This window comes from Acidithiobacillus caldus ATCC 51756 (assembly GCF_000175575.2).
GTDB lineage: Bacteria > Pseudomonadota > Gammaproteobacteria > Acidithiobacillales > Acidithiobacillaceae > Acidithiobacillus_A > Acidithiobacillus_A caldus.
This window is the reverse complement of sequence record NZ_CP005986.1, coordinates 1,154,956-1,180,197: the sequence shown is the minus strand read 5'-3', so window position 1 is coordinate 1,180,197 and position 25,242 is coordinate 1,154,956. Positions and strand designations below refer to the sequence as shown.

The window sequence follows — 25,242 nt, the reverse complement described above, 5'->3', positions numbered from 1 at the left end:
GGGGCTGCTCCGCCCTCCTGGTAGCGTAAGGCAACGGCCTGCCGTGGCGGGCTGCGCTTGCTCACGAACGGAACACCTCGAGCCCCAGAGCCTGTAGCGCCTGATGCAACTCGCCGTAGGCGGCCTGCAGCGTCGCTGCCTGGTCACCATCGAGATCCAGCCACAGACGTTGACCATGTAACCGTAGCCGGGCTTCCACCGCGCCGAGGTGCGGCAGCTGCAGGCGCAGGGTGCTATCCCAGTGGATTGCCTCGGCTGCGGTTTGCTTCGCCCCGCCGTCGTCCTCGCCTGGCGCCTCGTCGGTACCACGGCGCAGCTTCCATTCCAGCCACTGTCCAGGCCACAGGGCTCCACTCCACTGCAGCTGCTGCTGCGCCAAGGTCTGCAACTGCTGGCCCACCAGCGGCGCGAGGTGGCTGGCGACAAGGTTCTGGCTGGTGGCAGCGCTGCTCGGGGTACCCGCCAGTAACGCCATCTGGCGGTAGGTATCCGAGGCAAGCTGCGGTGTGCCCTGCTCCACTGAGCCATTGGGCATAACGGCTCGCGCGAGCGCATCCGCCGCCTTCTGGCCCGCGTTTGGGGTACTCTGGGCCATGCCCGTCGCCGCCATGGAAGCGCGCCCGGCCAGGACGGCGGTTACGGGCGGGAGGCTTGCCTCGGCAAAACTTTCTGTGGCCACCGGGCCGCCAGAGGCTGCACCTGCGGTGGCGCCGGATTCCGGGTTGGCTAGGGCGCCGCCGCGTAGCAGGCTGGAAAGCTGGCCCTGCGGTTCCTGAAGCAGGGCCGCCTGGGACCACTGCCCCTGTGTCCAGGCGAGCAAATGGCTCTCGTAGAAGAGACCACTCTGTTGCAGTCCCCGCTGCAGGGCGGCGGCGATGGGCAGAGGATCGATCTGGGGCCGCGCCAGCAGAGGGGCCGGGCTTTGCAGTTGCGCCGGCGCCTTGGCCAGCAGAGATTGCAGGGATTGCCCGTCGCGGGACAAGCTTACCTGCTCTGGCCCAGCATCCGCTGCCGGCGCGGTGCGCAGCAAAAAACGCAGGCCATCGCTCCCACTACCCAGATACTGGAGGCTCAGCCGAGTACCAGCGGCCCAACTGCCGGGCAGGGTGAAGGCCAGCACACGACCATCCACTCGGACCAGGGTACTGGCACCTTGCTGGCCAAGGACCTGCCCCTCCATCAGCACACCCGGGGTAAAGGTTCTGGTGTAATCCGCCGAGGGCTGGCCCGCGGCTGGATCCGCCAGAAGGCGACCAATACCGGGGACAGGGGCAGCACTCACGATTGTAGGGGTACCGCCGCGGATGGCCTTCCGCGCAGGCGCAGCAGCAACTCGGCCTCCTCTTCGCTGAGGCGACACTGGCTGGCGATGGTTCGCGCCGAGGCGCCGGCCATGGCCAGACGCTGCGCCTTGGCGTAACGCTCATCGTCCGTGAAGCGATCGTCTTCGAGTCCCGCCGGCGGATCCCCAAGCTCGGCAGCGACCTGGGGCACGGGCGGCGCATGGGCGGGCGACGCAGCGGGCGTGGCGACGGATAGACTGGCGGCCCCGTCCGGACCGCCCGCGAGGACGCGTCGATGCAGATCCACCTGCGCCGAGGCCAGCTCCCGTAGCGCATGCTCCAGGTGATCGAGGCGGTCTTCCAATGCATGCGCACGCTGGCGTTGCTCGCGCTGCAAGCGCCAGGACCAGAGCTCCAGCCCCACAAGAATCAGCAGAAGCACTATGGAGAGCAGGATCACGGCGCACCCCCGATCATGTCAGCCACGCCACCAGCGGCGCACTCGGCGCGACCAAGATTCCGGGCGGGCCGGAGCCAGACTTTGCATGCCAAGACCCAGGCTCTTGAGGATTTCCCGATCCCGGGTCTGGACGTAGCGGGCAATGGTCTCGCGGATGGTCGACGATAGCTCCTGAAGCTCCAGTCCAAGCACGACACCACCGTTGTGTCCCGTTTGCTGCTCGGCAAAACGCACCACCGCCGCTGCCGATAGCTCGTCACTGTCGCGCAGACGAAAAAGCAGTCGCGGCAGATGCTCACCTGCCTGAAAGGGATAGTCCTCAGGCTTGGGGGCTAGGATACGCAGGCCGCCGGCGCTGATGTCCTGCATGATGGCGACCAGCGGCCGTGCGCCATCTCGCTGGATCTGTACATCGGTGGGATCGTCCACCGCGGGCGGGACGCGGTAGAGCTGGCGCCTCTGCAGCTGATACACCTGTTCCGGCGTGCTGAGGACGAGACCATCGTCCTTGACCTCGCGCAGGATCGTCCGACAGCCCGTGATCACTCCCTCTAGGCGCGCCAGAAGCGTCACTTCCACGCCTGGGGCGACGCGACCGTCATAACCCACCGGCAGATCCACCATCAGGGTATCCTCCTGCCGGTCGAGGAGTATGGTGCTGTAACTTTGGGCCCGTCCATCGAACCAGAGGGTGCAGAAGGCGTGGCTGCGGCGCAGCTCCTCCAGCACGTGCATGGCCTTGACCTGGGAGCTCAGGGCGTAACGCTCTTCAAAGAGCCGGTGACGCGCTTCAGCAAAGGATTCCGACACGGTTCAAGATTCCCCCATCGGTAGCGACCGCAGCCTGGAGCTGGCCCGTCGCGCCAGCCCCTTACTCGAAGTGCTTGAGTACGTCTTCATGGATGCGTATATGCGCCTTATGCCGCAGCGCCTGCAGGTAGCCCGTGGTGAGGAGCCGAGCCCGCTGTTCCTCCAGGGAGCGCTGAATTTCCTGGGTTACGGAAGGGTTCAGCAAGGCCTGGTTGGGAAGGATCACCCGGGTGACGGCATACAGGGCGTAGCCAACCTTCTGTTCCACCATGCCGAAGGACGGCGCGCCCTGCCCTTCGGGAGCCGGTGCCAGGAAAATGGCATTCATGAGGCTCGGATCGAGCCCTGCGGCGGAGTGGCGCGCCAGATCGCTGTAGCGCTTTTCCGGGTAGCTACCGTCGGGGTCGAGATCCTTGGGATCCCGACTCTTCTCGGCCGCGTCCAGCAACTCCTGCGCCCGCGCCTTGGCCAGCCGTCGCGCTTTTCGTTCTGCCAGGGTAGCGGCGATTTCACTGCGCACCGCTTGCAGGTCTTGGGATCGTGGCGGCGTGTAATGCAGCAGATGTACGGCCAGCAGGTCGCCATTGGGCAGGCGCAGGGCACTACTGTTCTTGCCGGCCAGCACCGCCTTGCTGAAGGCGAGGTCGAGGGCCTTGGGGTCGGCAAAGACACCGCTGGACGGGGTCTTGCCGGCAGTGAGCGTGCCGCTGTCCTCGATCTTCAGGCCGTAGGCCTTGGCGACCCCAGCCAGGCTGCCTGAGTCGCTGAAGAGCTTGTCCTTGAAGTTTTCGATCTGGCTCTCGAAGGCAAGCTCGGGCGATCCCTGGCTGGGCGCCGGGGAGCTCGCACTCGCCGTTGCTGCCGTCCCAGATCCATGCGACTGGTCAAAGTCCTTGGGGCCAAAGGTGACGTACTGGACCTCCACCTGGGCGGGAAGCGCGTAGTCCGACTGGTGCTGCTGGTAATAGGACTGAACCTCGGCATCCGTCGGGGTCGCAGCCTTCAGGAAGCTACGGACGGGGATTTGTACGACGCGCGCATCCCGATATTCCTGCGACCAGGACCAGGCGGACTCCGCATCCTTTCGGCTTGCCACGGCAAGGATCTGCGGCACCGCCTGCAGTTGCTCCAACAGCATACTGTCGCGCAGCATGGCCTCGAACTTCACCGGGGTCAGACCATTGGCACGCAGCACTTCCTGGTATTTGGCGCGGGAGAACTTGCCCTTGTCGGCAAAGGCCGATATGCCTTCGATCTTCTGCGCCAGTGCCGAGTCCGGTACCTGCAGGCCGAGCTTGCGCGCCTCGTGGGCAAGGAGCAGGTTGTCGATGAGACCGTTCAGCACATCCGGGGCAAAGCTTGGGTCCTTGGCCATCTGCGCGGCGGCCTCGGGGCCGAATACCTGCGCATAGTGCTCCCGGGCATCGTGCAGCCGCTGCTGGAAGATGGCGGCGCTGATCTTGTCCCCGTCCACCTTGGCTACCACCTGCTCCCCGGAATCGTTGGAGAAGAGGTAACCGCTCACTCCCCACAGCACGAAGGACAGAGCGATGACCGCGAGCACGATCTTTGCGGCCCAGGATTGACTCAGCTTTCGAAACGCATCCAGCATCATTGATCTCCACGCCAGCCGCAGACCGGCAGTTCTGCGGCCCCGGCCATGGTAGCGCCAAGCACGACAAGAAAAAAGGCGCCCCCCAAAAGGGTCGCCTTAGGTATATGGCGGGGTGGACGGGGCTCGAACCCGCGACCTCCGGCGTGACAGGCCGGCATTCTGACCGACTGAACTACCACCCCGCGATGTTTTTGGTGGGCGATGAGGGGCTCGAACCCCCGACATTCGGCGTGTAAAGCCGACGCTCTACCAACTGAGCTAACCGCCCCAACCAGACGCGCTAGTTTACGGCATCCCGCAGCGCTTTACCAGCCTTGAATTTGGGTGTGCGGCTCGCGGCGATCATGATCTCCTGACCCGTCGCCGGATTACGTCCCTTGCGTGCTTCCCGCTCGGCCACCAGAAAGGAACCAAAGCCGACCAGGGTGACCTGATCACCTTCCTTGAGCGCCTCGGTGATGGCCTTCAGGGCGGCATCGAGGGCATGGCCGGCTGCCGTGCGACTCAGATCGGCGTGTTCTGCAATTTTTTCGATCAATTCGGATTTGTTCATATTCCTTTCTCCTGTTATGGGCCACGGTACGCTTCGAGACGGTATACTGCACAAGGTGGGAGACGTTATAGCAGGCAAAAAAAAGTCCTGTCAAGAAAGCCGGCATAAAAAAGGCGGACCTGAAAAGCTTTTTATTCCGCACGGATACTTGCGCGGCCACAAAAAACTCCCTCCGATCCCACGATCGGAGAGAGTCTGCCACTTTTACCGGATCAGTGCGCGGTGGTCGCCGAACCTTCTCCTTTTTTGTCGCCCACGGGGTTGACGCTGCCCACCAGAGCCCCGGGCTCATTACCCTCGGGCAAGGGCGTAGGCATACGCTCCAGGGCGATACTGAAGACCTCATCGATCCAGCGTACGGGTTTGATGGTCAACGCATCGCGGACATTTTTGGGAATATCCTGCAAATCCTTTTCATTGTCTGCAGGTATCACCACCGTGGCAATACCGCCGCGGTGTGCCGCCAGGAGCTTTTCCTTCAGACCACCGATGGGCAGCACCTCGCCACGCAGGGTGATTTCACCGGTCATGGCGACACTGGCATGCACCGGAATACCCGTCAGGGCCGAGACCAGGGCCGTCGCCATGCCGATGCCGGCGCTGGGACCATCCTTGGGCGTGGCACCCTCGGGAACGTGGATGTGCACATCACGACTCTGGTAAAAGTCCGGAGCGATCCCGAGCATCGTGGAGCGGGCGCGGACCACGCTCATGGCCGCCTGAATGGACTCCTGCATGACATCGCCGAGCTTACCGGTGATGAGCAGCTTACCGCGCCCCGGCACCACCACGGCCTCGATGCTGAGGAGTTCACCGCCCACCTCGGTCCAGGCCAGACCCGTCACCTCACCAACCCGGTTTTCCTTTTCCGCCTTGCCAAAGTCAAAGCGCCGCACACCCAGGTACTTGTCCAGATTGCGCTCGCTGACCTGTACCTTCTTGCGCTTCTTGTCCAGGAGGAGCTCCTTGACCACCTTGCGGCAGATCCGGGCCAGCTCCCGCTCCAGATTGCGCACCCCCGCCTCGCGCGTGTAGTAGCGGATGATGTCGCGGATCACCGTCTGCGAGATGGATATCTCCTCGGGCTTGAGGCCCGTCTTTTCCATCTGCTTGGGCAGCAGGTACTGCATGGCGATGTGGGTCTTCTCATCCTCGGTGTAGCCGGAGATGCGGATCACCTCCATACGGTCCAGCAGCGGCGCCGGTATGTTCAGGGTGTTGGCCGTGGTCACGAACATGGTATCGGAGAGATTGAAATCCACCTCCAGATAATGGTCGTTGAAGGTGGCGTTCTGCTCCGGATCCAGCACCTCCAGCAGGGCCGAGGCCGGATCACCGCGGAAGTCCATGGCCATCTTGTCCACCTCATCCAGAAGCATGAGGGGGTTACGGGTCTGCACCTTGGCCAGACTCTGGATGATCTTGCCCGGCAGCGCGCCTATGTAGGTACGCCGGTGACCGCGGATCTCGGCCTCATCGCGCACGCCGCCCAAGGACATGCGCACGAACTTGCGGCCCGTGGCCTGGGCGATGGAGCGACCGAGGCTGGTCTTGCCGACCCCGGGCGGGCCCACCAGACAGAGGATGGGGCCGCGGCTGTTGCCTACCCGCTCCTGCACCGCCAGGTATTCCAGGATGCGTTCCTTGACGTCCTCCAGGCCGTAGTGGTCGGCATCGAGGATGGCCTTGGCCCGCGCCAGATCCTTGGTGATGCGGCTGCGCCGCTTCCACGGCACCGCCACCAGCCAGTCGATGTAGTTACGCACCACCGTGGCCTCGGCGGACATGGGGCTCATCATCCGCAACTTCTTGAGCTCGGCCTCGGCCTTGGCGCGCACTTCCTTGGGCATACCGGCCTTCTGGATCTTGCGTGCCAGCTCATCGGCCTCGCCAGCGCCTTCCTCGCCGAGGTCACCCAGCTCCTTCTGGATGGCCTTCATCTGCTCGTTGAGGTAGTACTCGCGCTGACTCTTTTCCATCTGCCGCTTGACCCGGCCACGGATGCGTTTTTCCACCTGCAGGAGGTCGATCTCCGACTCCATCATACCCAGAAGGTGCTCCAGGCGGCTGCGGGTGTCGGCTTTTTCCAAGATCTCCTGCTTTTCCTCGAGCTTGAGCCCGAGGTGCGCGGCGACGGTATCGGCCAGACGATTGGGGTCGTCGATGCTGGCGAGGGTAGCCAGGATCTCCGGCGGAATCTTCTTGTTGAGCTTGACGTAGGACTCGAACTGGGCACTGACGGAACGCATCAGGGCCTCCAGTTCGCGATCGTTGCTCGTCCCGCTGCGGATGATCTGCACCTGCGCGCGCAGGAAGTCGTCGACGGGGATGAAGGACTGGATCTTGGCCCGCTCCGTCCCCTCGACCAGGACCTTGACGGTGCCATCGGGCAGCTTCAGGAGCTGCAGGATGGTGGCCAGGGTGCCGATGCGATAGATCTTGTCCGGCTGCGGGTCGTCATCGGCGGCATTCTTCTGCGCCACCAGAAGTACCTGCTTCTCGCCCGCCATGGCATCTTCCAGCGCGCGGATGGATTTGGGCCGGCCGACGAACAGGGGAATCACCATGAAAGGAAATACCACCACATCCCGCAAGGGCAGGACCGGTACCAGCAGGGATTCTCCTTCCGTAAGGCCTTCAAGGCCGCGATTTTCTATATCCGCCATGGCTCACTCCATTCATTGGGTGGGGACAGGACATCCCCAGACTCGTTATAGATATGGCCGACATCGGGATTTTTCAATGTCGGCCACAGCCTGGTCAGGCCGGGTGAGACACATCTTTCTTGCTGGCGTCGTCGTAGACCAGCAGGGGTTTGCCGCCACTCTCCACGACGGCGGCGTCCACCACCACCTTCTTGACGCCCACCAGAGAGGGTAGCTCGTACATGCTGTCCAGCAGAATCTGCTCGAGGATGGAGCGCAGGCCACGGGCTCCGGTCTTGCGCGTCAGGGCTTTCTTGGCAATGGCGCGCAGCGCTTCGGGGCGGAACTCCAGGGTCACGCCCTCCAGGGCAAAGAGCTTCTGGTATTGCTTGACCAAGGAGTTGCGTGGCTCCGTGAGGATGGAGACCAGGGCGTCCTCGTCCAGCTCTTCCAGCAGGGCAATGACGGGCAAACGGCCCACGAACTCGGGGATGAGGCCATAGCGAACCAAGTCCTCGGGTTCGAGGTTCTCCATCATGAGATTGCTGCTGTTCTGCTTGTCCGTCCGCTTGATCTGGGCGTTGAAACCCATACCGCCCTTCTCTACCCGGCTGGCAACGGCTTTCTCGAGCCCAGCAAAGGCGCCGCCACAGATGAAGAGGATGTGCCGGGTATCCACCTGCAGGAACTCCTGCTGCGGATGCTTGCGGCCACCCTGAGGCGGTACCGAGGCGACCGTCCCCTCGATGAGCTTCAGGAGTGCCTGCTGCACTCCCTCGCCGGAAACGTCGCGGGTGATGGACGGATTTTCGGACTTGCGCGAAATCTTGTCGATTTCATCGATGTAGACGATGCCCGTCTGCGCCTTCTCGACATCGTAATCGCACTTCTGCAGGAGTTTTTGGATGATGTTCTCGACATCCTCACCCACGTACCCCGCTTCCGTCAGGGTCGTCGCGTCGGCCATGGCAAAGGGCACGTTGAGCAGCCGCGCCAGGGTCTGGGCCAGCAGAGTCTTGCCCGAGCCCGTGGGGCCGATGAGCAGGATGTTGCTCTTGTCCAGCTCGACATCGTTGTCGCGCCCGCCCTTGCCGCCGTGCTCCAAACGCTTGTAGTGGTTGTACACCGCCACGGACAGGACCTTTTTGGCCGCGTCCTGACCGATGACGTACTCGTCCAGGGTCTTGCGGATTTCCATGGGCTTGGGGAGCTTGCTGCCGCCCTGCTCGTCCTGGGCATCGAGAACCTCGTCCTTGACGATGTCGTTGCAGAGTTCGATGCATTCGTCACAGATGAAGACCGAAGGACCGGCAATGAGCTTGCGCACTTCGTGCTGGCTCTTGCCGCAGAATGAACAGTAGAGGGTCTTCTCGCCACCACCTTCGTTTTTACCTGCCATCGCTATACTCCTGCCTGTCTTCAGGCGTCTTCGTTGTCGCCCCGGTGCGTGATCACGGAGTCCACCAAGTGATAGTCCTTGGCCTCCTGGGCAGACATGAAAAAATCTCGATCCAGATCCTGCTCGATACGCTGCTGCGATTGCCCGGTATGCTCCACCAGGATCTCATTGAGGCGCTGCCGGATACGCAGGATTTCCTTGGCGTGGATCTCGATGTCGTGGGCCACACCCTGATAACCGCCCGAGGGCTGATGCAACATGATACGGGCGTTGGGCAGGGCGTAACGCTTGCCCGCCGCACCCGCCGCCAGCAGGACCGCTCCCATGCTTGCGGCCTGTCCTATACATACGGTACTCACCGCCGGACGGATGAACTGCATGGTGTCGTAGATGGCCAGCCCCGCCGTTACCGAACCACCGGGGCTGTTGATATAGAGGGCGATATCCTTGTCCGGGTTCTCGGCTTCCAGGAAGAGTAGCTGGGCCACCACCAGGTTGGCCATCAGGTCTTCCACCGGACCCACCAGAAATATCACCCGTTCCTTGAGTAGGCGCGAGTATATGTCGAAGGCGCGCTCCCCGCGGCCCGTCTGCTCGATGACCATGGGCACGTAGCCGAGGTTGTGGATCTCGGGGGCACGGGATTCCTGCATGGACTGCTTCATGTGCTGCTCCTTCTCGCTGTTATACTCGCTGCCGGTCACGCGCTGACGTCGGCGGGCTCCGGCTCACGCCCGATCAGGCGATTGAAGCTGACGGGGACTTCCGACACTTTAACACGCTCCAGCAACCATTCCACCACCTGATCTTCCAGCACCATGGCCTCCAGTTCCGCCAGGCGCTGCTCATCCTGACGATACCAGCGGACGAACTGCCCGGGGTCTTCGTACTGCTCCGCCATATCGCGCAGCATACGGTCCATTGCGCTCGCACTGGCAACCAGTTTCTGCTGCCGGGCAATCTCCGAGAGCACCAGACCCAGCACCACACGCCGCCGCGCAAGGGACTCGCCCTCGCTGTCCAGTTCTTGCACCTTGCGTTCCTGCTTCAGGCGCTCACGCTCCTGGGCCAGCAACTGCTTTGGCAATTCGGGCTGGTTGGCTTCCACCAGCAGGTCGAGGATCTGGGCCTTGACCTGCACGCGACTGATTCGCTGCGCCTCGCGTTCCAGGTTTTCCCGAACCTCACGCCGCAGGGTGGCGACGTCACCATCCTCGATGCCCAGTTCTCGGGCAAAATCGGCGTCCAGCTCCGGCAGGCGCGGTTCTGCCACCGCCTTGACCTTCAGCGCGAACTCCGCCTTCTGGCCCGCCAGTTCGGGGTTGGGATAATCCGCCGGGAAGGTCACCTCCACCTGCTTCTCATCCCCTGCCCGCAGACCTTCCAGAGCCTGCTCTATCTCCGGCAGCAAGCGGCCGCTGCCGAGCACGACCCCGTAGTCGCTTACGTCGCCCCCGGGAAGGACCTCACCCCCGCGGCGCCCGATGAAATCCACCGTCACCCGATCGCCGCTCTGGGCTGGGCGATCCACAGCGACAAAGTCGCGCCGCTGCTGGCGCATGATGTCCAGGGTGGCATCCACATCGCTGTCCAGGATCTCTGCGGTCTTGCGCGTCACCACCGCCTCGGGCACGACGGGGGTAAAGTCGGGATAGACCTCGACGGTGGCCGTAAAGATAAGATCCTCACCACGACCGCCCTGGTCCACCTGCACCTCAGGCCGAGCCACCGGTCGCAGGGAGTGCGTACGCAAGGCTTCGACATAGTACTGGTTGATCAGATGGTCGAAAGCCTCCATGAGCGCCTCCGAGCCGAACTGCCCCTGGATGACGGCAGGCGGTACCTTGCCGGGCCGAAAACCCGGCAGACGCGCGCTGCGCGCCTTCTGCCGCAGGCGCTGCGTGACTTGGGCATCGACTTCGGCGGCGGGGACGGTGATCTGGATCTGACGCTCCAGGGGGGCCCCTTCCGGGGTGCGCAGGGTCATATACTCATCCTTTTTTTGCATTCGGTTCAAACCTTGACGTGGATCTCAACAGAGGGAACGGCCGGTCGAAGCTCAGCGCAAAGCGCGGCTACCGGGTTTTACCGCCGGCGTGCCGGCGACACAAAGGGGGCACTCCTCCGGACGCCAGGTCTGCACCGGCAGGCGCAACAGAGGAAAATAGGGTATCCCGTCGAAGTCTGCAATCCCGCCAGGGCTGCGATCGATGATGGCCGACACCGCCAGCACCCGCCCACCAGCGGCGCGGACTGCGTCCATGCACTCGCGAGTGGAGCCGCCCGTGGTGGTGATATCCTCCACCACCAAGACGCCTTCGCCGGGCTCCAGCGCAAAACCGCGGCGCAGCCGCATCTGGCCATTTTCGCGTTCCGTGAACAGGCTGCGCTGCCCAAGGCTGCGGGCGCATTCGTAGGACACCAATACGGCGCCCATGGCCGGGCCGACGACCACCCGCAGCTGGCTGCGGATGGCCTCCGGAATTCCCGCCACCATGGCGCTGGCCAGGCGGGCGCCGTGCGCCGGGTATTGCAGAACGCGCGCCGACTGCAGGTAGGTGTCACTGTGCAGACCCGACGAGAGCAGGAAATGCCCGTGTAACAGAGCGCCATCCTCCTCGTAGAGTGCCAGGACGGCGTCGGCGGCCAGTGCATCGTGGCTCATGCGGATTCCTCGCTAGGGTGATCATGGAAATGGGTGGCGGTGGCGCCCTCGATTTCTGCGAGCAGGGCCGCCAGGGCCTGCGCCGGGTCGGCGGCGGCCGTGATGGGTCGACCCACCACCAGATAGTCGGCACCGGCGGCCAGGGCCCGAGCCGGCGTCATGACGCGCTTCTGGTCGTCACCAGCCGCCTGCGCCGGGCGGATACCCGGCGTCACGCGCAGCAGGCCGGGCTCTAGCCCTTTGAGACGCGCCGCTTCGCGCGCAGAGCAGACGACACCGTCCAGACCCGCCTTGGCCGCCAGGCTGGCGAGCCGCTCCACCTGGGCGTCCACGCCGTCCCGACAGCCCAGCTCCGCCAGAGCCCCATCGTCCAGACTGGTGAGCACGGTGACGGCGATGAGTTTGGGTCGCGTCGGACCTGCAGCATCCTCCACACCCTCGCGCGCCGCCTGCAGCATGGCCAGACCACCGCTGGCGTGCACATTGAGCATCCACACCCCCAGACGGGTGGCAGCGGCGCAGGCCTTGGCCACGGTCTGCGGTATATCGTGAAACTTGAGGTCGAGAAAGATCTCGAAACCCCGTTCCCGTAAGTCCTCCAGCAAGGCCGGCCCAGCGCTGGTGAAGAGTTCCTTGCCGACTTTCACGCGACAACGCCGTGGATCGAGGCCTGCGGCCAGCTCCAATGCGGTGCGCGCGTCGGCGCAATCCAGGGCAACGATGAGGGGTGTCATGTCCATAGGGTTCCGCCCGTAAAGCTGCCCCAGCTTCTGCAGCTGGGACAGCGCCAATGGTGTTCGCCGGTGCGGTAACCACACTGCGCACACTGAAACTGAGGATTGGGCATGGGTAAATCACCGATGACCTGAACCAACTGCGGCAGCAGTTCCGGAGTCGGAGTCTCCAGACGCAAGAGCAGTTGTACTACGGGCAGACCCTTGCGTGCATTCAGGGCGCGACGCAGATAGTCCCGCGCAGCCTCCGTGCCATCCACCTCCAGTAAAGCCTGGGCCACCCGGTAAACCGTCAGGGTATCGTCGAAGCGATCCAGCAGACGCGCCCGCCAACTACGGCAGGAAGGCTGGTCGAGGCAGCGCTTCAGGGCTTCGAGGAAGGGTCGCACCACCAGCAGCAGTGCCGGGTAGGCACCCGTATCCAGGAGCCTCGCCCACGTCCCTGCGGCACGCTCCCAGGCTCCCTCGGCAAAGGCCAAACGTCCCTCGATGATTTGCGTGCGCGGACTGTCCGGGTCCACCTCCCGAGCCTCGGCCAGGTATTGCCGCGCCGCCGTCACGTCGCCGCGACCGATGGCTGCCTCGGCCATCTCGCCGCAGATCAGGGCAATGATGGCTTCTTGACCCTCACGTCCCAGGGCTTTGAGACGACGACGCACGGCCACTGCCTGAGGCCAATCGGCACCCAGTTCGTAGAGTTCCGCCAGGGCCTGCAGACCATCCACGTAGCGGTCGTCACGCTGCAGCAGTTCCTTGAGGATACTTTCGGCGCGATTGAGTATCCCGGATTTGAGATAATCCCGGGCGATCTCCAGCAGCACCTCCTGACGCAACGAGAGACTCAGTCCGGGTTGCTCCAGCAGGTACTGATGCACACGCAAGGCCCGCTCCAACTCTCCCCGCCGGCGGAACAGACGACCGAGGGCCATGAGAATGTCCGTGCTCTCGGGATGCTGACGCAGGGCCTCCAGGAAGGCTTCTACCGCCTCGTCGCTGCGGTCGCTGAGGAGGTGGTTCAGCCCCTGAACATAGACCTCCGGAACCAGAAGCGCGCGTCGCGGACGCCAGAAAACCGCAACCACCAGTCCCAGCGCCATACCCAGCGCCCCGGCCAGGAAGACGAGCCACCAGGACGCTGCCACGACGGCGCCGCTCAGAGCCCGGACTCAGCGCTGCGCATCGGCACGGGCATAGTCCACCTGCTCTCGCAATTCCTTGCCCGGCTTGAAATGGGGCACGCGTTTTTCCGGAACCCAGACCGGTTCCCCCGTTTTGGGATTACGCCCCTGCTTTTCCGGTCGGATATGCAGGGAAAAGCTGCCGAAACCACGAATCTCGATGCGCTCGTTCTCGCGCAGGGCGTCACTGAGGTAATCCAGCATGTGCCGCGTGGCGAGTTCGATATCGCGAATGCTGACATGCGGGTACTGGGCACTCATGAGCTTGATCAGTCCGATTTTGTCATGATTATGGGCTCTCTTATGAACGGAAACCCCGCCTCACACCGGCAAGGTGCCGGCCTGAGACGGGGAGTGCGGCGCGGAATTAGCTCTCTTCTTCCTGCTTGCGCTTGAGCTGTTCCTTGATCAGATCTCCGAGACTGGTGGTTCCGGTGGCTGCGCTGCGCGCGTACTGCTGCGTCAGTGCCGCGGAATCCTCGTGACCGCCGCCGTGACCACTTTCCCGTGCCGCCTGGGCCTTGGTACTCAGGGTCAGGGTGCGGTTCTTGCGGTCGATGCTGGCGATGGCCACATCGATACGATCCCCCACCTCGGGCGCACTGCCGCGCGCGTATTCCCGCGCCGGCAGGAATCCTTCCACGCCTTCTGCCAGCTTGATGACCGCACCCTTGCCGTCCACGGAGATGACCTCACCCTCCGTCAGGCTGCCCTTGTCGTTGGCGACGACGAACTGGATGAAGGGGTCGGTCTCCATCTGCTTGATGCCCAGGGAGATGCGTTCGCGCTCGGGATCAATACTGAGGACCACGGCCTCCAGCTCGTCTCCCTTCTTGAAGTCCCGCACCGCCTCTTCGCCCGGGCGATCCCAGGACAGATCGGACAGATGGATGAGTCCGTCGATTCCACCTTCGAGGCCAATGAATACCCCAAAGTCGGTAATGCTCTTGATTTGGCCGGACACCCGATCGCCCTTCTGATAGTTCTGGGCGAACTCTTCCCAGGGGTTGGGCAGACACTGCTTGATACCCAGGGAGATGCGCCGCCGTTCCTCGTCGATGTCGAGGACCATGACCTCCACCTCCTGCCCCAGGTGCAGCGCCTTGGCGGGATTGAGGTTCTTGTTGGTCCAGTCGATTTCGGAGACGTGCACGAGGCCTTCCACTCCCTCTTCGATCTCGACGAAGGCGCCGTAGTCGGTGATGTTGGTGACCTTGCCAAAGATCCGCGTACCTTCGGGGTAGCGGCGCGAGATGTCCTGCCAGGGATCTTCACCCAACTGCTTCATGCCCAGGGAGATACGACCGCGCTCGCGATCGAACTTGAGCACCATGACCCGCACCTCGTCGCCGGCACTGACGACTTCGCTGGGGTGCTTGACGCGGCGCCAGCCCATGTCGGTGATGTGCAAGAGACCATCGATACCGCCCAGGTCAATGAAGGCGCCGTAGTCCGTCAGGTTCTTGACCACGCCCTCGAGGATGGCCCCTTCCTGGATGCTCTCCAGCAAGGCCCCACGCTCGGCACTCTGTTCCTGCTCGACCACGGCGCGCCGCGATACCACGACGTTGTTGCGCTTGCGGTCGAGCTTGATGATCTTCATCTCGAGATCCTTGCCCTCGAGGTAGGCCACATCGCGAACGGGACGCACGTCCACCAGGGAGCCCGGCAGGAAGGCGCGCACGCCATCAATGCTGACCGTGAACCCACCCTTGACCTTGCCAGTGAGAAACCCGTGGACCACGGCGCCCTCTTCGAAGGCCTTTTCCAGATCCTCCCAGGTCTTGGCGCGCCGCGCCTTCTCGCGCGAGAGCTTGGTCTCGCCCATGCCGTCTTCCACGGACTCCAGGCATACTTCCACCCGATCGCCCACCTTGACCTCGAGTTCGCCCTCGCTGTTGCGGAACTGCTCCGCAGGCACCGGGCCCTCGGACTTCAGACCGACGTCGATAACGACGAAATCGTTATCCACGCGGGTGACGACGCCGGTGAGAAGGTCTCCAGGCTTGATGCCTTGGGTGCTCTGACTTTGTTCAAACAGCTCGGCAAAACTGGGTTCAGACAGGACTTCTGCTTGTGGGGTGGTCATAGGGTTCGATAGGCCTCATGTGCCGGGACAGATGCTCCTGCCCCGCAACCTGCTCAAATGCCAGCGGACTGGCGGACGAAAATCTCCCCGAAGGCGTCGACTACCCAACCTTCAAGGACCCGAGAACTCTCTGCAACACTCAACGCACTGGTATCGAGGATCCGCGCGTCGGGAGCCGCCACCAAGGGGGCGACGCTGCGTTCACGATCCCGACGATCCCGCTCGGCGATCTCTGCTGCAATGGTGGCTAGACTAGCACTACTTCCCTGTTCCATCAACTGTTTTAGGCGGCGCGCGGCACGCACCTCGACACTCGCCGTCAAGAAGATCTTGAGTCGCGCATCGGGGAACACCACGGTACCCATGTCGCGGCCATCGGCCACCAGACCCGGCGCCTGCTGAAAATCCCGCTGCCGTTGCAGGAGAGCCGACCGCAGGGGCGCGAGTGCGGCAATGCGTGAGGCCCATTGCCCCACCTCCGGCGTGCGGATGGCCGTGTCGATGCGTTCGTCACCAAGCCAGATCTCCGTCTCGTCCCCGGCCTCCACGAAGCGCAGGGGGAGTTCGCGGGCGAGGCTCGCCAGGCCGTCGACGTCGTCCAGCGCGAGCCCAGCCCGCACGGCGGCCAGGGCCGTGGCCCGGTAGATGGCGCCGCTGTCCAGGAGGTGCCAACCCAGGCGTCGGGCAAGATGGCGACCGAGGGTGCCTTTGCCGACACCACCGGGTCCATCGAGGGTAATGACCGGTGCCGCTGCCGTCACGACGTCTGCACCTCGAGGTCCAGGCCAGCCGTCCGGGCCAACTCCGCAAAATTGGGGAAAGAGGTGGCGACGTTGGTGCAATCGGTGATGCGCACGGATTCCCGGGCCACGAGCCCGGCCATGGCGAAGGCCATGGCGATGCGGTGATCGCCGTGGCTGGCCACCTCACCACCACCGAGCACGCCCCCGTGGATGATGGCACCGTCGGCGAGTTCCTCTACCGCGATACCCAGCGTGCGCAGGCCCGCCGCCATGACGGCGATGCGGTCGCTTTCCTTGACCCGAAGCTCCTCGGCGCCACGGATACGGGTCACGCCTTCGGCGGCGGCAGCGGCGATGAAGATGGCCGGAAACTCATCGATGGCCAGGGGCACCAGGCGGGTGGGAATGTCGATCCCACGCAGTTGGGCATAGCGCACACGCAGATCGGCGACGGGCTCCCCCCCTACCTCACGCAAGCGCAGGAGATCGATACGTGCCCCCATACGCGTGAGGATCTCGACGATACCGGTGCGCGTGGGATTGATACCCACGCCCTCCAGCAACAGATCGGACTTGGGCGCAATGCTGGCACCCAGGAGGAAGAAGGCAGCCGAAGATATATCCCCCGGCACACGCAGGCTCTGCCCGCGCAGATGCCCCGCGGAACGCAGACAACGCTGCGCACCCTCCACACGCACCGGCTGGCCAAAGCCCTGAAGCATGCGCTCACTGTGGTCGCGGGTGGGGGCCGGTTCACGCACGCAGGTATCGCCCGTGGCGTAAAGACCCGCCAGGAGAATGGCCGACTTGACCTGGGCACTGGCCACGGGTAGGTCGTAATGGATACCCTGGAGTGGGCGACCGTGGATGTGCAGGGGCGCGCGCCCATCCTCGGCCTCGATGGCCGCACCCATCTGCGCCAGCGGCGCGAGTACCCGTCCCATGGGGCGCCGCCGCAGACTCGCGTCGCCCGTCAGGGTGCAGCTGAACTCCTGACCCGCCAGCAGTCCCGCCAGCAGGCGCATGGCCGTGCCCGAATTGCCGCAGTCGATGATGTCGGACGGGGCGCGCAGACCGCGCAGGCCGACACCCTCGATACGCAGATGGCCACGGTCCGGTCCCTCCATGTGCACGCCCATGCTTTGGAAGGCGGCGATGGTGGCAAGAACGTCGGCCCCCTCCAGCAGACCCTCCGCCTCCGTCACACCGTCGGCGATGGCGCCGAGCATGACGACCCGGTGGGAAATGGATTTGTCGCCGGGAACACTGATCTGGCCGCGCAAACAGCCACCGGGATTGACACGATAGTCCATGGTACTCACGTACGAGGTGGAAAACGAAATTGTTGCCGACGCGCTCGCGCCGTGGCAAGGATGTCCCCCAAAACAGCGGCGCTTCCCTGCGCAAGCAAACCGTCCAGATGATCGAGGGTGTGGCGCAAGGTCTGCAGGCGCCGGCGTACCGCCTCACGGTTGCGGAGCAGGATATCCGTCCAGAGTGCGGGATCACTTTCGGCGATTCGGCTGAAATCGCGTAGGCCGCTGCCGCCCAGATCCCGCAGGGCGTCACTGTCGTCGAGGCTGGCCATGAAGGCATAGGCCAGCAGGTGCGGCAGATGGCTGGTGGCCGCCAGGGCGTCGTCGTGCTCGCCGGGAGACAGCATCCGCACCCGACAGCCGAGTGCTTCCCAGAGCTGCTGCAGCGCGAGGGCACGCGGGTCTACCTCTTCACCGCCCGGTGTCAGCAGAATCAGGGCATCGACATAGAGTTCCGCCGTGGCCGCCGCAAAACCGTGACGCTCGCCGCCCACCAGAGGGTGGGCGCTGAGGTAACGCCCGCCCAGCAGTGCGGTACCCGAGGCCACCAGATCCCCTTTGACGCTAGCCAGATCCGTCACGACGCAGGTTTCAGAAATCCACTCCCGCAACTGCCCGAAAATCTCCGCAAGCGTGGCCGGTGGTGTCGCCACCACCACGAGATCCACTTCCGCCCAAGGTAGCTCGGCGGGATCCTCGCGGCAGAGGTCAAAAATCGGAGCCGTTCCGTCCCCCCGCGGGTACTCTGCGGCAGCGGCAAGGCGCAGGTCCTCTGGACTGCCTCCGGCCCCGAAGAGCCGATGAGCGTACCCGCGATGGCGTAGCGCCAGGGCCAGACTCCCGCCCATGAGGCCCAGGCCCAGGATGGCGATGGCGCGATATGACCACTGAATGGAAATGGCGTGCTCCGCGCCTTACAGGGTACGACCGACGGCCTCGGCAACCCGGCGCAGTTCCCCCATGAGCTGGGTCAACTGTTCGGGGCTCAGGGCCTGATCGGCATCGCACCAGGCCTCTTCGGGGCAGGGGTGGGACTCGATGAGCAAGCCATCGGCTCCGGCAGCAATGGCCGCCTTGGCCAGGGGGGCCACCAGCGCCGCCTTGCCACCGGCGTGACTGGGGTCGACGATGACGGGCAAGTGGGTCTCCTTTTTAAGCACCGGGATCGCCGTGACGTCCAGCACGTTGCGGTACTGGGTCTCGAAGGTGCGGATGCCGCGCTCAGCAAAGATGATGCGGTGGTTACCGTGGGCGGCAATGTACTCCGCCGCCATCAACCACTCCTTGATGGTGGCGCTCATACCCCGCTTGAGAATGACGGGCACATTCAGACGTCCCACCTCTTTCAGCAGATCGAAATTCTGCATGTTGCGGGTGCCGATCTGGATGACGTCCACCCGCTTTTCCAGGAACACATCGATCTTGCGCACATCCATGAGCTCGGTGACGATGGGCAGGTCATAGGCATCTGCCGCCTCACGGAAAAAATCCAGGCCCTCATCGCCCACGCCCTGAAAGGTATAGGGGCTCGTGCGCGGCTTGAAGGCACCCCCACGCATCAGACGGCAGCCCGCCGCCCGCACCGCCGCGGCAGCTTGCCGCATTTGCTCCGCCGTCTCCACCGAACAGGGCCCGGCGATGACCTGAATCTCGGGTCCACCAAAGGGAATCCCCCGCACCTCGACGATACTGTCGGTCTTTTTGAACTCTCGGCTGACCAGTTTATAGGGTTTCAAGATGGGCATGACCTGTTCTACGGCGGGCAAGGACTCGAGAACGCCATCACCCACCAGGCGCTCGTCGCCGATGAGGCCCACCACGGTGCGCTCGGCCCCCTGACTGACCATGGGCGTCAGGCCCAGCTCGCGAATCCGGTTCAAGAGCTGTTCCAGCTGCGCCGCGCTGGCCTCGGGTTTGACAATGACGATCATGATGCAAGCACCTCGCCCAAGCTCTGCAAGAAGCGTTGATTTTCCTCTGGTGTGCCGACACTCACGCGAAGGTACTCGGACAGACCATAGGGCTCTAGGGGACGGACGATGACACCGCGCCGCAGCAGGGCTTCGTAGACCTGCCGCCCGCCCCCGGGCGCAAAAAAGGTGATAAAGTTGCCTGCCGCCGGCAGGGTTGTCAATCCCAGGGCGAGCAGGCCGCGCTGCAGCGCACGCAAACCGCTACGATTGTTGTCCCGGGTGGCCGCCAGGTGCTCGTGGTCACCCAGGGCTGCCAGCGCCGCCACCTGTGCCAGGCTGTTGACATTGAAGGGCTGGCGCATGCGCTCGAGCAGTTCGATGAGGGCCATCCGGGCAACGCCATAGCCGCAACGCAGGCCAGCAAGTCCGTAGGCCTTGGAGAAGGTGCGCAGCACCACCACGTTCTCGAAACGCAACAGAAAGTCGAGGGCGCTGGGATAATCGGGGTCTTCCATGAGTTCGGCATAGGCCTCATCGATGACCACCAGGGCGTGAGCCGGGACGCTGGCCAAAAAGCGCTCGAGCTCCGCCGTCCGCAACCAGGTACCCGTGGGATTGTTGGGATTGGCGATGAAGATCAGCCGAGTATGGCCGTTGATGAGGCCGGCCATGGCGTCCAGATCGTGGCCAAAGGCCCGGGCTGGAGCCTCCCGGACCGTCGCCGCCACGGCGCGGGCGGCAATGGCATAGGCAGCGAAGGCATACTGGGAAACGATGACCTCCTTGCCCGGTCCGGCAAAGCAACGGCAGAGGAGCTCGATGATCTGATCCGAGCCATTGCCGAAGATCAGCTGCCGGGGGTCCACCCCCAGACCCGCAGCAAGGGCTGCTCGCAACTGGGGCGCGCCACCCTCGGGGTAGAGCGCAAGGCTGGGCAGAGCCTGGTCGATGGCGGCAAGGGCCAGGGGGCTCGGGCCCAAGGGATTTTCGTTGGAGGCCAGCTTGATGGCGTTGCGGATGCCCAGCTCGCGCTCCAGTTCCGCCAAGGGCTTGCCCGGTTGATAGGGACGCAGCTGCGCCAATGCCGGCACGGCCCACTCCAGATAGGGATTGTCCTGCATCAAAACACCGCCCGGGGATAACTCCCCAGACACCGATAGAAGGATGCCTGGGCCTCGATACGCTCGAGGACTGCGGCCACCTGCGGTTCAAGACGATGGCCCAGAAAATCCAGATAGAAGACGTACTCCCAGATATTGGCACGGGCTGGTCGTGACTCGATCCGTGTGAGGTTGAGCCCGGCCTCGGCAAAGGGAGACAGGAGGTGATGGAGGCTGCCCGCGCGGTGGGCTCCGGCGACTACGAGACTGGTCTTGTCGCTGCCCGTGGGTCGGGTGGCGATACGGCCGATGACCCAGAAACGGGTGGTATTATCCGGCTGGTCTTCGATGCTGGGTACCAGGATCTCCACCCCCGCGAGTTCCGCCGCGCGCCGAGTGGAAATGGCTGCACTCTCGGGATCCAGAGCGGCACGACGGGCTGCCTCGGCATTGCTGGGGGCGTCGCAAAGCTCTGCGTGGGGCAGTTGCTCTGCCAGCCACAGGCGGCATTGGGCGCGAGTCTGATAATGGACGTGTACACGGCGGATACTGCTTCGTGGACCGCGGCCCACGAGATTGTGGACGATGCGCAGCTGCACCTCGCCACAGATCTGCAGGGGATGGTCGAGCATGAGATCGAGACTGAGGTTGACCGAACCCTCGGTGCTGTTTTCCACGGGCACAACCCCAAAGGGGATCTGTCCGCTGTCCACTTCGCGGAAAATCTCGGCAATGCTGGAGACGGGATGGAACTGCGCCGAGCGTCCGAAATGTTTTTCCGCCGCCATCTGCGAAAAGGTCCCCTCGGGACCGAGATAGGCCACCCGCAGGGGTTCCTCCAGCGCCAGACCCGCCGAAATGATCTCACGAAATACCCGTGCCACCTGCTGGTCAGAAAAGGGGCCGGGATTCTCGGCCATGACCCGCCGCAGGATCTCGGCTTCCCGATCCGGGTGGTAGTACTGGGTAGTTCCGGCGGCGTGCTTGATCTTGCCCACTTCTGCCGTCAGCCGCCCACGTTCTCCCAGAAGCCCCAGGATCGCAGCGTCCACCCGATCGATCTCGGCGCGCAGCCGCGCGAGCTCCGCGGGAAGGCCGGTGGCTTCCTCAGCCATGGCGCGCAGCGAAGTCGCGCAGAAATGCCACCAGGGTCTCTACACCTTCCAGGGGCATGGCATTGTAGATGGAGGCGCGCATGCCACCCAATAGTCGGTGACCCTTGAGCTGGAGCAGCCCAGCCGCCTGTGCCTCTTCCAGGAACAGGGGATCCAGCGCAGCATCGTGCAGGAAGAAGGGTACATTCATGCGCGAACGGTTGCGCGGGGCCACGGAATTTCGGTAAAAGCCTCCGGAATCGTCGATGGCCCCATAGAGTCGCTCTGCCTTGGCCATGTTGATCTTTTCCATGGCCGTCAAGCCACCGAGATCCTTCAGCCACTGAAATACGAGGCCAGCGACGTAGATGGCGAAGGTAGCCGGCGTGTTGTACATGGAATGCTCGCGCGCGTGCACGGCGTAGTCGAGCATGGTGGGCGTGTGCGGGTCCGCTCGCCCCAGCAGATCCTCACGCACGATCACCAGAGTCAGGCCCGCCGGCCCGACATTCTTCTGGGCACCGGCGTAGATCAGCCCGAAACGCTCCACCGGCAACGGCCGCGACAAGAGATGGGAGGAGGCATCGCTCACCAGCGGTATATCGCCCAATTCCGGGACGAAGTCGAACTCGATGCCGTCGATGGTCTCGTTACCGGCGATGTGCAGGTACGCGCAATCCCGGGGCAGCCGCCACTGCTCCTGCGGCGGCACCTCGGCTGCCCCATCGCTATTGCTGGCGGCGATCTCCACCTGGCCAAAGCGCCGCGCTTCCTGACTTGCCTTGCGCGACCAGACCCCCGTCTCGACATAGGCTGCCGTCCGTCCGGCCAACAGGTTCAGGGGGACCATGGCGAACTGGAGGCTCGCACCCCCCTGTAGAAAGAGCACCCGATACTGGTCGGGAATGGCCAACAGATCGCGCAGATCCTGCTCCGCCTGCTGGATTATGCCCTGGTATTCCTTGCCGCGGTGGCTCATCTCCATCACCGACATGCCGCTGCCGTGCCAGTCGCGCAGTTCTTCCTGGACGCGCGCCATGACCGGCGCTGGCAGCAGCGCCGGCCCTGCACCAAAATTGAAGATCCGCCGACTCATTCTCCCTCCAGCTCAAAGTCGCATTGTCCGGCCTCTTCCTGGGCGTCGGCGATGAGGGCGAGGCCAGCCAATTGCTCATCCGGCGCCAGCTGAATGAGACGCACCCCTTGGGCATTGCGGCCGGTGCGCCGGATGCCCTGCACCGCAATGCGAATGAGGGTGCCGCCGTTGGATACCAACATGAGTTCATCCGATTCCTTGACGGCCAAGGCACCCACCACCTGTCCATTGCGGGCATTGGTCTGAATGGCGATGACCCCTTTGCCGCCGCGGTTGGTGCGTCGATACTCCTCGACATTGGTCAGCTTGCCATAACCCTTGGCCGTGGCCGTGAGAATGACCTGATCCGGATCGACGATCTGCGCCGAAATGACGCGGTCGTCGGCATCCAGGGAGATCCCGCGCACCCCGCGCGCCGTACGCCCCATGGGGCGCACCTTGTCCTCGGGGAAACGCACCGCCATTCCCTTGCGCGTAAAGAGCATGAACTCACGCTGACCATCGGAAAGGCAAACGGCCACCAGGCGATCGCCGGGATCGAGATTGATGGCGTTGATTCCCTGACTACGGGGACGGGAATATTCCATGAGCGGAGTCTTCTTGACCACGCCGTGGGCGGTGACCATGCAGACATACTGACCTTCCTGAAACTCCCGCACCGGCAGCACGGTGGTAATCCCCTCACTGGGCGCCAGCGACAGGAGATTGACGATGGGCTTGCCGCGGGCACTGCGGCCGCTCTGGGGCAACTGATAGACCTTCTGCCAGAAGACCTTGCCCAGGTTGCTGAAAAACAGCACCGTGGCGTGGGTGGAGGCACAGAACATGCGCTCGACGAAATCCTCTTCCTTGGTGGTCGTCGCCACCTTGCCCCGCCCGCCCCGCCGCTGCGCATTGAAGGTGGTGACGGGCTGGGCCTTGATGTAACCGGCGTGGGTAAAGGTCACCACCATGTTCTCTTCGGCGATGAGGTCTTCGTTGGCGATGACACCGGTGTCGGCAACGATCTCGCTGCGCCGCGCGTCGCCGTACTGGTCGCGAATGGCCACGAGCTCGGCGCGGATCACCGCCATGAGGCGGGCATCGGAACCCAGAATCTCCAGAAGCTCGCGAATCCGCTCCAACAGCCCCAGATACTCCTCGCGGATCTTGTCCTGCTCCAGCCCCGTCAAACGATGCAGGCGCAGGTCGAGGATGGCCTGGGCCTGGGCCTCGGACAGATGATAGCCATCGGCCTGCAGGCCCGCCGAGGGCTCACCGCGCTCGGCCAGAAGTGCAGCCACCAAGCCAGGCTCCCACACCCGCGCCAGCATCTGCGCCTTGGCCTCGGCGGGGCTTGCGGCGGCGCGGATGAGCGCGATGAGGGGATCGAGGTTGACCAGGGCGACCGCCAGACCTTCCAGGATGTGGGCACGATCGCGGGCTTTTTTCAGATCAAAGATGCTGCGCCGGGTCACCACCTCTCGGCGATGCCGCAGGAAAGCCTTCAAGGCATCGCGCAGCCCCAGCGTCTGGGGCGCACCGTCCAGCAGGGCGACCATGTTGATGTTGAAGACACTCTGCAGGGCCGTGTGCTGGTAAAGGTTGTTCAGCACCACCTCGGCATTGGCATCGCGCTTGAGCTCGATGGCGATGCGCATGCCCGATTTGTCCGATTCATCGCGCAGGTCGCTGATACCGTCCAGGCGTTTTTCCTTGACCATTTCGGCGATGCGCTCGATGAGCTTGGCCTTGTTCACCTGGTAGGGGAGCTCGCTGACGGCAATGGTCTGCCGCCCGCTCTTGGCATCCGTCTCGATCTCGGCCCGCGCGCGCATGACCACCCGCCCACGTCCACTGCGGTAGGCCTCGATGGCTCCCTCGTTCCCCAACAGGATCCCCGCCGTGGGGAAGTCGGGGCCCGGCACCAGGCGAAACAGTTCGCTGTCCGGCAGATCGTCGTCATCCACCAGGGCAATGCAGGCATTGAGGATCTCGGTGAGGTTATGGGGCGGTATATTGGTGGCCATGCCCACGGCAATACCGGCCGAGCCGTTGATGAGCAGATTGGGGATGCGCGCCGGCAAAACCTGCGGCTCCACCTCCTTCTCGTCGTAGTTAGGTCCAAAATCCACCGTCTCGCGCTCGATGTCGGCGAGCATTTCGTGGGCAATGCGGGCCATGCGCACCTCGGTGTAGCGCATGGCAGCGGGGCTGTCGCCATCCACCGAACCGAAGTTACCCTGGCCGTCGATGAGGGGATAGCGCATGGAAAAATCCTGGGCCATGCGCACGATGGTGTCGTAGACTGCGACATCGCCGTGGGGATGGTACTTGCCGATCACATCACCCACTACACGCGCCGACTTCTTGTAAGGTTTGTTCCAGTCGTTACCCATCTCGTGCATGGCATACAGCACCCGCCGATGCACCGGCTTCAGCCCATCCCGGGCATCCGGCAAGGCCCGACCGACGATGACGCTCATGGCGTAATCGAGGTAGGACTGACGCATTTCTTTTTCGAGGCTGACGGGGATGGTTTCTTTGGCGAAGTCCACCATGGACGCTGC

Annotated in this window: 22 protein-coding genes and 2 tRNA genes; all 24 read right to left on the bottom strand. The window is 63.9% G+C overall.

Features of this window, described 5'->3' with window-relative positions:
- Positions 1 to 61: 61 nt before the first annotated feature.
- The 24 genes from fliK to gyrA all read right to left on the bottom strand — a co-directional run bounded on the left by fliK (position 62) and on the right by gyrA (position 25,233).
- Positions 62 to 1,282 (bottom strand): flagellar hook-length control protein FliK, encoded by a 1,221-nt coding sequence (gene fliK, locus ACAty_RS05825; RefSeq protein WP_004871820.1) that lies wholly within the window; start codon positions 1,280 to 1,282, stop codon positions 62 to 64.
- Positions 1,279 to 1,743, bottom strand: coding sequence for a DUF2802 domain-containing protein (locus tag ACAty_RS05820; protein WP_004871819.1), 465 nt, complete (start codon positions 1,741 to 1,743; stop codon positions 1,279 to 1,281). The genes fliK and ACAty_RS05820 overlap by 4 nt, the downstream gene beginning before the upstream one ends.
- Before the next feature lie 18 nt (positions 1,744 to 1,761).
- The gene (locus ACAty_RS05815) at positions 1,762 to 2,553 is read right to left on the bottom strand and encodes a flagellar brake protein (RefSeq protein ID WP_004871817.1); all 792 of its coding nucleotides are present in this window, start codon (positions 2,551 to 2,553) and stop codon (positions 1,762 to 1,764) included.
- A gap of 61 nt (positions 2,554 to 2,614) precedes the next feature.
- Positions 2,615 to 4,168 (bottom strand): peptidylprolyl isomerase, encoded by a 1,554-nt coding sequence (locus ACAty_RS05810; RefSeq protein WP_226047596.1) that lies wholly within the window; start codon positions 4,166 to 4,168, stop codon positions 2,615 to 2,617.
- A 105-nt stretch (positions 4,169 to 4,273) separates the two neighbouring features.
- Positions 4,274 to 4,350 (bottom strand) — tRNA-Asp (locus ACAty_RS05805).
- Positions 4,351 to 4,360: 10 nt separating this feature from the next.
- Positions 4,361 to 4,436, bottom strand: a tRNA-Val gene (locus ACAty_RS05800).
- A gap of 12 nt (positions 4,437 to 4,448) precedes the next feature.
- Positions 4,449 to 4,721 carry an HU family DNA-binding protein gene (locus tag ACAty_RS05795; RefSeq protein ID WP_014002867.1) on the bottom strand — a complete coding sequence of 91 codons (273 nt, stop codon included), beginning with the start codon at positions 4,719 to 4,721 and terminating at the stop codon, positions 4,449 to 4,451.
- A gap of 212 nt (positions 4,722 to 4,933) precedes the next feature.
- The gene (gene lon / locus ACAty_RS05790) at positions 4,934 to 7,387 is read right to left on the bottom strand and encodes an endopeptidase La (RefSeq protein WP_004867577.1); all 2,454 of its coding nucleotides are present in this window, start codon (positions 7,385 to 7,387) and stop codon (positions 4,934 to 4,936) included.
- 94 nt (positions 7,388 to 7,481) lie between these two features.
- Positions 7,482 to 8,765 (bottom strand): ATP-dependent Clp protease ATP-binding subunit ClpX, encoded by a 1,284-nt coding sequence (clpX, locus tag ACAty_RS05785; RefSeq protein ID WP_004867581.1) that lies wholly within the window; start codon positions 8,763 to 8,765, stop codon positions 7,482 to 7,484.
- Positions 8,766 to 8,785: 20 nt separating this feature from the next.
- Positions 8,786 to 9,430, bottom strand: a complete 645-nt coding sequence (gene clpP / locus ACAty_RS05780; protein WP_004867586.1) for an ATP-dependent Clp endopeptidase proteolytic subunit ClpP — start codon at positions 9,428 to 9,430, stop codon at positions 8,786 to 8,788.
- 35 nt (positions 9,431 to 9,465) lie between these two features.
- Positions 9,466 to 10,752 (bottom strand): trigger factor, encoded by a 1,287-nt coding sequence (gene tig / locus ACAty_RS05775; RefSeq protein WP_226824291.1) that lies wholly within the window; start codon positions 10,750 to 10,752, stop codon positions 9,466 to 9,468.
- 72 nt (positions 10,753 to 10,824) lie between these two features.
- A complete protein-coding gene (gene pyrE / locus ACAty_RS05770; RefSeq protein WP_004867591.1) occupies positions 10,825 to 11,430 on the bottom strand; it encodes an orotate phosphoribosyltransferase in 606 nt (201 codons plus the stop codon).
- The gene (gene pyrF, locus ACAty_RS05765; RefSeq protein ID WP_438263542.1) at positions 11,427 to 12,170 is read right to left on the bottom strand and encodes an orotidine-5'-phosphate decarboxylase; all 744 of its coding nucleotides are present in this window, start codon (positions 12,168 to 12,170) and stop codon (positions 11,427 to 11,429) included. The genes pyrE and pyrF overlap by 4 nt, the downstream gene beginning before the upstream one ends.
- Positions 12,161 to 13,306, bottom strand: coding sequence for a tetratricopeptide repeat protein (locus tag ACAty_RS05760; RefSeq protein WP_004867596.1), 1,146 nt, complete (start codon positions 13,304 to 13,306; stop codon positions 12,161 to 12,163). The genes pyrF and ACAty_RS05760 overlap by 10 nt, the downstream gene beginning before the upstream one ends.
- Positions 13,307 to 13,330: 24 nt before the next feature.
- Positions 13,331 to 13,615 carry an integration host factor subunit beta gene (locus tag ACAty_RS05755; RefSeq protein WP_272945201.1) on the bottom strand — a complete coding sequence of 95 codons (285 nt, stop codon included), beginning with the start codon at positions 13,613 to 13,615 and terminating at the stop codon, positions 13,331 to 13,333.
- A gap of 94 nt (positions 13,616 to 13,709) precedes the next feature.
- Positions 13,710 to 15,431: a 30S ribosomal protein S1 gene (gene rpsA, locus ACAty_RS05750; RefSeq protein ID WP_004871808.1), complete on the bottom strand. Its 1,722-nt coding sequence runs from the start codon at positions 15,429 to 15,431 to the stop codon at positions 13,710 to 13,712.
- Between the two features lie 53 nt (positions 15,432 to 15,484).
- Positions 15,485 to 16,192, bottom strand: a complete 708-nt coding sequence (gene cmk / locus ACAty_RS05745; protein WP_004871807.1) for a (d)CMP kinase — start codon at positions 16,190 to 16,192, stop codon at positions 15,485 to 15,487.
- Positions 16,189 to 17,487, bottom strand: a complete 1,299-nt coding sequence (gene aroA, locus ACAty_RS05740; protein WP_004871806.1) for a 3-phosphoshikimate 1-carboxyvinyltransferase — start codon at positions 17,485 to 17,487, stop codon at positions 16,189 to 16,191. The genes cmk and aroA overlap by 4 nt, the downstream gene beginning before the upstream one ends.
- A 5-nt stretch (positions 17,488 to 17,492) precedes the next feature.
- On the bottom strand, positions 17,493 to 18,353 hold the full coding sequence (locus tag ACAty_RS05735; protein WP_226823294.1) for a prephenate dehydrogenase: 861 nt from the start codon (positions 18,351 to 18,353) through the stop codon (positions 17,493 to 17,495).
- A 51-nt stretch (positions 18,354 to 18,404) separates the two neighbouring features.
- A complete protein-coding gene (gene aroF, locus ACAty_RS05730; protein ID WP_004871804.1) occupies positions 18,405 to 19,421 on the bottom strand; it encodes a 3-deoxy-7-phosphoheptulonate synthase in 1,017 nt (338 codons plus the stop codon).
- Positions 19,418 to 20,524, bottom strand: a complete 1,107-nt coding sequence (hisC, locus tag ACAty_RS05725; protein WP_004871801.1) for a histidinol-phosphate transaminase — start codon at positions 20,522 to 20,524, stop codon at positions 19,418 to 19,420. The genes aroF and hisC overlap by 4 nt, the downstream gene beginning before the upstream one ends.
- Positions 20,524 to 21,618 (bottom strand): prephenate dehydratase, encoded by a 1,095-nt coding sequence (gene pheA, locus ACAty_RS05720; protein WP_004871799.1) that lies wholly within the window; start codon positions 21,616 to 21,618, stop codon positions 20,524 to 20,526. The genes hisC and pheA overlap by 1 nt, the downstream gene beginning before the upstream one ends.
- Positions 21,611 to 22,693, bottom strand: a complete 1,083-nt coding sequence (gene serC / locus ACAty_RS05715; protein ID WP_004871798.1) for a 3-phosphoserine/phosphohydroxythreonine transaminase — start codon at positions 22,691 to 22,693, stop codon at positions 21,611 to 21,613. Before serC ends, pheA begins: the two co-directional genes overlap by 8 nt.
- Positions 22,690 to 25,233 carry a DNA gyrase subunit A gene (gyrA, locus tag ACAty_RS05710; protein WP_004871797.1) on the bottom strand — a complete coding sequence of 848 codons (2,544 nt, stop codon included), beginning with the start codon at positions 25,231 to 25,233 and terminating at the stop codon, positions 22,690 to 22,692. Before gyrA ends, serC begins: the two co-directional genes overlap by 4 nt.
- Between the last annotated feature and the right edge of the window lie 9 nt (positions 25,234 to 25,242).

Excerpts from the sequence above, each read along its gene's own strand:
- ACAty_RS05795 (WP_014002867.1), bottom strand. The coding sequence starts at position 4,721 with ATGAACAAATCCGAATTGATCGAAAAAATTGCAGAACACGCCGATCTG.
- aroF (WP_004871804.1), bottom strand. The coding sequence starts at position 19,421 with ATGATCGTCATTGTCAAACCCGAGGCCAGCGCGGCGCAGCTGGAACAG.
- pyrF (WP_438263542.1), bottom strand. The coding sequence starts at position 12,170 with ATGGACATGACACCCCTCATCGTTGCCCTGGATTGCGCCGACGCGCGC.
- pheA (WP_004871799.1), bottom strand. The coding sequence starts at position 21,618 with ATGGCTGAGGAAGCCACCGGCCTTCCCGCGGAGCTCGCGCGGCTGCGC.
- hisC (WP_004871801.1), bottom strand. The coding sequence starts at position 20,524 with ATGCAGGACAATCCCTATCTGGAGTGGGCCGTGCCGGCATTGGCGCAG.
- aroA (WP_004871806.1), bottom strand. The coding sequence starts at position 17,487 with ATGGACTATCGTGTCAATCCCGGTGGCTGTTTGCGCGGCCAGATCAGT.
- lon (WP_004867577.1), bottom strand. The coding sequence starts at position 7,387 with ATGGCGGATATAGAAAATCGCGGCCTTGAAGGCCTTACGGAAGGAGAA.
- gyrA (WP_004871797.1), bottom strand. The coding sequence starts at position 25,233 with ATGGTGGACTTCGCCAAAGAAACCATCCCCGTCAGCCTCGAAAAAGAA.
- tig (WP_226824291.1), bottom strand. The coding sequence starts at position 10,752 with ATGACCCTGCGCACCCCGGAAGGGGCCCCCCTGGAGCGTCAGATCCAG.
- clpP (WP_004867586.1), bottom strand. The coding sequence starts at position 9,430 with ATGAAGCAGTCCATGCAGGAATCCCGTGCCCCCGAGATCCACAACCTC.
- clpX (WP_004867581.1), bottom strand. The coding sequence starts at position 8,765 with ATGGCAGGTAAAAACGAAGGTGGTGGCGAGAAGACCCTCTACTGTTCA.
- serC (WP_004871798.1), bottom strand. The coding sequence starts at position 22,693 with ATGAGTCGGCGGATCTTCAATTTTGGTGCAGGGCCGGCGCTGCTGCCA.
- pyrE (WP_004867591.1), bottom strand. The coding sequence starts at position 11,430 with ATGAGCCACGATGCACTGGCCGCCGACGCCGTCCTGGCACTCTACGAG.
- rpsA (WP_004871808.1), bottom strand. The coding sequence starts at position 15,431 with ATGACCACCCCACAAGCAGAAGTCCTGTCTGAACCCAGTTTTGCCGAG.
- ACAty_RS05810 (WP_226047596.1), bottom strand. The coding sequence starts at position 4,168 with ATGATGCTGGATGCGTTTCGAAAGCTGAGTCAATCCTGGGCCGCAAAG.